This window comes from Psychrobacter sp. FME13, from assembly GCF_014861395.1.
Classification (GTDB): domain Bacteria; phylum Pseudomonadota; class Gammaproteobacteria; order Pseudomonadales; family Moraxellaceae; genus Psychrobacter.
On sequence record NZ_RRYV01000159.1, the window covers coordinates 1 to 7,118 of the forward strand.

The 7,118-nt window shown below is 42.6% G+C and carries 8 protein-coding genes; 2 read left to right on the plus strand and 6 right to left on the minus strand.

The window, feature by feature from the left end; all coding sequences use genetic code 11:
- The first annotated feature begins 29 nt into the window (after positions 1–29).
- Together EI164_RS13540 and EI164_RS13545 are read left to right on the plus strand one after the other, a co-directional pair.
- Positions 30–470 (plus strand): alanine:cation symporter family protein, encoded by a 441-nt coding sequence (locus EI164_RS13540; protein WP_225739301.1) that lies wholly within the window; start codon positions 30–32, stop codon positions 468–470.
- A gap of 237 nt (positions 471–707) precedes the next feature.
- Complete coding sequence (locus EI164_RS13545) at positions 708–1,454, plus strand: type 1 glutamine amidotransferase (RefSeq protein WP_192520462.1); 747 nt, start codon at positions 708–710, stop codon at positions 1,452–1,454.
- Between the two features lie 230 nt (positions 1,455–1,684).
- Here the strand turns inward: EI164_RS13545 and EI164_RS13550 are convergent, their stop codons facing one another.
- From EI164_RS13550 to EI164_RS13575, 6 genes are all read right to left on the minus strand, one after another.
- On the minus strand, positions 1,685–2,383 hold the full coding sequence (locus tag EI164_RS13550; protein WP_192520463.1) for a ZIP family metal transporter: 699 nt from the start codon (positions 2,381–2,383) through the stop codon (positions 1,685–1,687).
- 198 nt (positions 2,384–2,581) lie between these two features.
- Positions 2,582–3,856 carry a sodium/glutamate symporter gene (gene gltS, locus EI164_RS13555; RefSeq protein WP_192520464.1) on the minus strand — a complete coding sequence of 425 codons (1,275 nt, stop codon included), beginning with the start codon at positions 3,854–3,856 and terminating at the stop codon, positions 2,582–2,584.
- 89 nt (positions 3,857–3,945) lie between these two features.
- Positions 3,946–4,326 (minus strand): barstar family protein, encoded by a 381-nt coding sequence (locus tag EI164_RS13560; RefSeq protein WP_192520465.1) that lies wholly within the window; start codon positions 4,324–4,326, stop codon positions 3,946–3,948.
- A 1-nt stretch (position 4,327) separates the two neighbouring features.
- The gene (locus EI164_RS13565; protein WP_192520466.1) at positions 4,328–5,104 is read right to left on the minus strand and encodes a ribonuclease domain-containing protein; all 777 of its coding nucleotides are present in this window, start codon (positions 5,102–5,104) and stop codon (positions 4,328–4,330) included.
- A 185-nt stretch (positions 5,105–5,289) separates the two neighbouring features.
- Positions 5,290–6,582 carry a glutamate-5-semialdehyde dehydrogenase gene (locus EI164_RS13570; protein ID WP_192520467.1) on the minus strand — a complete coding sequence of 431 codons (1,293 nt, stop codon included), beginning with the start codon at positions 6,580–6,582 and terminating at the stop codon, positions 5,290–5,292.
- 216 nt (positions 6,583–6,798) lie between these two features.
- On the minus strand, positions 6,799–7,118 hold a 320-nt coding region (locus tag EI164_RS13575), incomplete at its 5' end, for a transposase (protein ID WP_318779513.1).

Here is a 7,118-nt window from a genome sequence, read left to right on the forward strand (position 1 = left end):
ATTTGCTTTTAGAATCCCCCACTTGAGCTTTGCGAAAGTGGTGGGAGTATGTCAACTCTGGGGTAAACACTGCCGCAAACTTGCAAACGCAAGCTATTACTGGTGTGGATCTAACCCGTGCCGCCTTTATGCAAACAGCGCCAATTTTTCAGTACTTCTTAGCCATCGCTGTAATAATGTTCGCCTTTTCAACGATGATCTCATGGTCATATTATGGCCTAAAGGCTTGGACCTACCTGTTCGGTGAAGGTAAAGCTGGCGAAATGATATACAAACTTATCTTTTTGGTCTTCGTTATTATCGGTACCATCGTACAGTTTAGCTTTGTTATCGACTTCTCAGATGCAGCTTTATTTGCGATGGCCATCTTTAACATCATCGGTTTGTACTTCTTAATGCCAGTTGTGAAAAAAGAGGTTAATTCTTTCGTTGCTCGTGTGAAAAGTGGCGAAATTAAAAAGTATAAATAATGGGTTTGATTGAATACTGTATTATAATTTGATAATTAACAAAGCCCGTCAAGACTAATCTTGGCGGGCTTTTTGATAGCTAGCACTCGTTGTTTGTTAGATAGCTATTCATTTAGGTAGAAGCTGTTTGTGCAATATTGCCAGTTTACGAAAAAACCAGTAAGCTTAAGCCCATATCACTTAGCCTGTGCTTATTAAGCGGTGGATTAACATAGGCATTAGTAAAAGGATGGTTTGATGACACTACGTATTCATGCACTGTACCATGTTGATTTCGAAGCGCTCAGTCATATTGAGCATTGGGCAGACAGTCAAGGTTATAGCGTTACTGTCACGCGTTTTTATGAAAACGATCCATTACCTTCTCAAGACAGTTTTGATTGGTTGGTGATTATGGGTGGGCCAATGAGCATCCATGATGAAGTTGACTTTCAGTGGCTAGCCGATGAGAAAGCCTTTATTAAAAAAAGCATTGAACAAGGAAAAACAGTCGTCGGTGTTTGTTTGGGGGCGCAGTTAATAGCAGATAGCTTGGGAGCAAAGGTTGCTCCTTCAGGTGTAAAAGAGGTTGGTTGGCTACCCATCCAATTGACCAAAGAGGGGCTAGAGCATCAGCTACTAGAAGATTTACCAAAGCATGAATTTACAGTTTTTCATTGGCATGGCGATGGTTTTGAGTGTCCTCAAGGTGCGACTGCAATTGCAGAATCAAACGCTTGGGCCAATCAAGGTTTTATCTATCAAACCCCAAAACATAAAGCGTTAGGTACATGGGTACTTGGGTGGCAATGTCATTTTGAAGTCACTAAAAAAAGTATGGTAGATATGGTGATGCATGGACAGGACTACATACAAGATGCTATTGCTGAATATCCTCACACCATTCAGGCGGGTGATGAAATCATCATGCTAGGGGACACGCATATCGCAGATAACAATGCATGGCTGTCTACAATGCTAGATAATTTAGTGAAATATGATTAATGGTTTGTAGACGATAGCAGTCAGGTATCAAAGAAAATACTAAAATTTTCAGAAAAGAATCTAAACTGTTAAATATTAGCTGTATGACTTAATTGAGCTGAATAAAAACCGCTTGGCGTTTGCTAGGCGGTTTTTGTTTTCTAATGAGACCAATATGTAATCGGTGACCACGTGTTTATTTTGATAATGTGTCAAGGTGTCAAAGCACCTTATCAAGTACATCTGTGATATCAGCCACCAAGCTGATTTAAAGCCAGCGCCAATATAAGACCTATGGTTGTACTGATACCAGCCCAATGATTACTGCGTTTAAAAGCAGTAGGAAAAACCTCAGTCGCTAGCGAGGCAATGACGGCGCCTGCAGCAAAGCTATTGATAGCACTAATAGTGGCATCATCGGCATCTTTTAGTAAGACTTTCCCCAAAATAGCGGCCACTGATAATAAAGCAGCCGCACCGATCCATAGCATCAGCACCTTTTTATTACTGACGCCATTGTTACGCATCTCCTTTGCCCCGCCTGCTGCTTCTGGCAAATTAGACAGTAATATAGAGCCAGCCAGTGCTGCTACCTGCATGACGTTTCCGCTAATCAGTGCTACGCCTAACGCTAGGTTTTCTGGTACGCCGTCTAAGGTAATAGCCGCTAATAGTCCTGATCCACCGTCGGCATTTAACTTTTCATCAAGCAAATAATCCACACCAGCAAACACCAAAGCACCTAATAACGTAAAAGCAGCTGTTATCCAAAGGCCACTATCAGTGACAGCGGGTTGGACCAGCTCAATAACCACCGATATCATCAGGGCACCGCCTGCTACTGCTAGTAAGTTGCCTTCTAGCCAGCCAGGTAGACGACCGTACAGCCCCCAAAGCGCACCAATAATAAGCGCGCCTGATACGACGATAATTACTGCAAATATCAACATGATATGATTTAACTCCTTTGACTACTGTATTGATAACAGTGAATCGTTTTTATCTCATTATAGGTTGCGTAACAGCTGAATCTCACTTGCGCGACTATCACCTTTAGTCAGTCAACATACAAAAGAAAACCCCAACCATATAGGTTAGGGTTTGGTACGACTGCTAAAGCAAGTCATCAATCTTTACATAATTTGATATTACATAAACGGCAGTTTCGTAAATATCTGCAATACCGTCGCATTGACGATATCAACAAAGAAAGCACCTACCATCGGTACGATTAGGAACGCTTTAGGCGAGGGCAGATAGCGATCAGTGACCGCCTGCATATTGGCAATCGCAGTCGGCGTTGCACCCATACCAAAACCGCAATGACCAGCTGATAGCACCGCAGCGTCGTAGTTTTTACCCATGACTTTGAAGGTGATGAAATAAACGTATAGAATCATCACAAACGTCTGTACCAGTAATATTATGAGTACAGGGCCTGCCAAGTCTGTTAGTTCCCACAGTTTCAATGATAACAGTGCCATCGCCAAAAACAGACTCAATGATGCATTACCAATCACGTCAATAGCACGATCAAACATGTCAAAATTAAAAATCATGGTTAATGAGTTACGTAGAATCACACCGCCTGCTAGCGCCCATACAAAAGTAGGTAACTCAAACGACGTACCTTCGGCAACCAATGTCATCAAATCAGCAAATGCTAATGCACCTGCAAACAGCGCTAAGGTCTCGATAGTTGATGAGGCGGTAATCAGACGAATGTTATCAGGTTTTTCAAACATTTCCTGAGTACCACTGTCATCGTTTTCGCTGTGTTTGGTACTGTATAGGGATTGTTCTCCAGCGAGTTTTTCGACGTCGCTTGGATTCATATTAGCGGGTGCAGGTTTTAACCCAAGTTTATTGATTAATCTGCGCGCAACAGGACCACCAACGATACCACCTGCGACCAAACCATAAGTAGCCACGGCGATACCTAGTGTCGTTGCACCAACCACACCATATTCTTGCTCTAAGACAGCACCCCATGCACCAGCTGTACCGTGACCGCCAGTTAATGCGATAGAGCCTGTGACGAGTCCGAGCAATGGATCAAGTCCTAATGCGCTAGCCATGGTTACGCCGACGGCATCTTGCAATATAATAAATACCGACACCACAATAGTGAATATCAGTAGGGGTGTGCCACCTGCTTTTAGTCGACCAAAATCAGCACTCAGACCGATAGAGGCAAAGAACATCAGCATAGTAGCTGTCTGTAACCCTTGGTGAAAATTAAAGCTGTAGCCCCAAAAAAAGTTAAGGGCATACACGATAACCGCAGCAATCAAGCCACCTGCTACTGGCTCTGGAATATTAAAATCTTCCAAGAACTTAACTTTTTTGACCAAAAGTCGTCCAAGCAATAGCACTAAAGTGGCAAAGATTAGGGTGTAATAACCATTTAAGGTAATTTCCATGGGTTAATCCTTTCTATAAAAATAAATTAACCTGAATTTGAGATAAATATGGCTTTATCTCGAATTCAGGCTTGTTTAATGATTATCGACTAGGTGTTATTTGTAGATGGCATGATCACCCATAATGTTGGCTTGCCAAAATCTCTATAAGCATCTTCGATGATACTTTTGAAGGTATTAAAATCTTCTGTATCTATTTTTTTGATAGCTGTTAGATCTAACGTTAAGTCGGTAACCTCGCTGTCTGTCAAGCAATCCCATGCACTGTCCCAGTTGTGTGAATAGTAGCTGGGAAAATCACAGGCGTATCCTAAACTTGTTAATAGTGTTGTCTTGTTCAGTATGTCATCGATGACTATGTTAACAGTCTGTGTTGGAACGCTAGCGTTTAGTGCTGTACCGTTTTGGTTACTGTCTTGTTCGTGATGTTGGTTGCAGTTTTGATTAAGGTAGTGAATGGCTTGGCTCATATTATTTTACGTCCAGTTTTTTGAAGCTGTCATAGTGGTCAACGGTTAAGTAATAGACCGTCGGTGGATTGCCACCAGTGACGATACGCCTTGCGCCGCGGTGTGATACGCCAGGAGTGGGAACGGTGTATTCGCGATAGTAGCCTTGAGATTGGGCAGGTAGCCTACCTTCTCGGTTGTAAAAGCTGGTGCCATCTTTATTGGGATAAGGAAATGGCCCACCTTGCTTGATCAGCATGATGATCTTATCTATTTGGGCATCACCCGTGACGGAAGAGGCTGGCGCTTGGTTTGAGTTCTCTGATGAAATTTGAGATATAGCGGTGGGCGCTGCGCTATCCGAAAAAGCAGTCGACTTTATATCATCAAAGAAATAAAACGCGACTGCGATAATAGCGATGAGGCTAAATAAGGTAGATAGTGGGCTTTTTTTGTTTCGATTGCTATTATGCTGGCGAGTATTGCGGTTGTTATGCGTATTTTGTGTGCTTGTATTATTGTTATTCGAGTGATGCTTAGGAAGGCTCGTTTCGTTACTGTTTTCAACACTGTCTTGAGGGCTATCTTGAAGACTGAGCTTAGTAGACGTTACTTCTGTTGCGCGTAATTGGTTTTTTTCATTACGTTCGCTATTAAAGTAGACCGTTTGTCCCTCCCCGATAGGCTGTGATAATCGTACGGTGCTTATATGAAAAAACACGTCTTCACTTTGGTTGTCTACGTCAATAAAGCCATAGCCTTTGTCTTTATTCCAATGTTTGATTCTGCCACTCTGCATGAGCCTGCTTTCCTATAGCATGTTTGTGTTATGGTGCAAAATGATGGTTGCGCCGCTTATATAACATATTTATCTCTAATAAAAAAACGTCAGCAATCGAGCTGACGTTTTTTGTGGATTATGCTGTCTGTGAATTATACGGCAAGTCAGCAGATAAGTGCTAAGTTGAGTCAATACGCTATCAGTTAAGCGCGCGTCTCGCCATGACCATAGACAATCCACTTCTGTGAAGTCAAACCTTCTAACCCGACAGGGCCGCGCGCATGGATTTTATCCGTTGAGATACCAATCTCAGCGCCGAGACCATATTCAAAACCATCAGCAAAACGGCTAGAGGCGTTAATCATCACGCTGGCCGAGTCCACTTCACGGATGAATCGCTGTGACTTGGTATAGTTATCCGTAATGATGACATCGGTATGATGACTACCATGCGTATTGATATGTTCGATAGCTTCGTCTATACCTGAGACTATTTTTACCGCTAGGATAGGCGCTAGGTATTCGGTATCCCAATCATCAGAAGTTGCAGCTGATAAATGACCTTCAAGTTTAGCATTTTCATTTAGGATAGCTTGTGACTTGTCATCAAGGCGTAGTTGCATGGCGTCATCTGCGTCTACAATAGCTTCTGCAATTTTAGGCAATAGCTCATTTGCGACTGCTTCATCAACCAGTAGTGTTTCCATGGTATTACAAGTACCGTAGCGATGCGTTTTGGCATTGACACTGACTTTGATGGCAATTTCAGCATCTGCATCACTATCGATAAAGGTATGGCAGTTACCGTCTAAATGCTTGATGACAGGGACTTTGGCATCATTACTGATACGTGCAATCAGACCTTTACCACCACGTGGCACAATAACATCGACGTATTCAGTCATGGTAATCAGCTCGCCTACGGCCGCACGATCGGTTGTCTGTAGCACTTGTACGCTATGTTCAGATAGATCTGTATGACTAAGCCCTTGTTTGATACATTTGGCAATGGCTTGGTTAGATTCAAAGGCCTCAGAACCACCGCGTAAGATAATTGCGTTACCTGATTTTAGCGCTAATGATGCCGCCTCTAGTGTCACGTTAGGACGAGACTCATAAATCATACCGACCACACCCAGTGGCACACGCATTTTACCCAAGTGAATACCAGATGGGCGATAGGTCATGTCAGTGACTTCACCAATAGGATCAGGGAGACCAGCGACGTCTTTAAGACCTTGGAGCATACCGCTGAATCGCGCTTCATTTAACTCAAGGCGATCGAGGAGTGCGCTATCAAGATTGTTTTTTTGACCGTTTTCCATGTCGATTTTATTGGCAGCCAAAATGTCTTGTTTGGCATTGACTAGCTCATCATGAATGGCCATGAGTGCCGAGTTCTTATCACCAGTGTTGGCCGCAGCGAGTGTGCGAGAAGCAGCTCTTGCTTGCTTGCCGACAGACTGCATGTAGGTCGTAATATCCAATTGACTCATAAATTACTTTCCTTATGTAATACAGGTTTTTATAAATAAAGGCGCCCAATTTTCTATAGGTAAAAGTATCTGAAAAGGCGAAAATGTCGCAAAAAAAGAAGTTTTGAATGCCCATTTAGATAGCGATAGGTCATTATGCTATTTAACATAGAGGAGATGAGGTCGATAGTAAAGTTGATTTTGTGAACAGCATTTGTCTTATAAGGTACCCCACTCTCAACTTGAAATAAGCAAATCAAACTGAAGAGGCGGGTTACCAAGTTTTTTATTGAGTACAAAGCACAGATTATGCGACAGAATCTTACGAATCAATCGATGAGACAAATGCCATAAATCTCTTGCTCGTACCTTTTGTATATTAAATCGTTCTGATAACTGACCAATGACTGTTTCAACGATACGGCGGGCTTTCATTAGCCGTCTTACCACAGGTTTGGGTCTATCTTCTTTCATATTAGCTCTGAGTGGCGTTTGTAAATCTACTCCTTGAGCGTCGTAGTACGATGTCAGACTCGGGCTGATATACCCTTTATCAG

Bases quoted from the DNA above. Each gene is read 5' to 3' on its own strand.
- EI164_RS13570 (WP_192520467.1), bottom strand. From the start codon at position 6,582: ATGAGTCAATTGGATATTACGACCTACATGCAGTCTGTCGGCAAGCAA.
- EI164_RS13560 (WP_192520465.1), bottom strand. From the start codon at position 4,326: ATGAGCCAAGCCATTCACTACCTTAATCAAAACTGCAACCAACATCAC.
- EI164_RS13550 (WP_192520463.1), bottom strand. From the start codon at position 2,383: ATGTTGATATTTGCAGTAATTATCGTCGTATCAGGCGCGCTTATTATT.
- gltS (WP_192520464.1), bottom strand. From the start codon at position 3,856: ATGGAAATTACCTTAAATGGTTATTACACCCTAATCTTTGCCACTTTA.
- EI164_RS13545 (WP_192520462.1), top strand. From the start codon at position 708: ATGACACTACGTATTCATGCACTGTACCATGTTGATTTCGAAGCGCTC.
- EI164_RS13565 (WP_192520466.1), bottom strand. From the start codon at position 5,104: ATGCAGAGTGGCAGAATCAAACATTGGAATAAAGACAAAGGCTATGGC.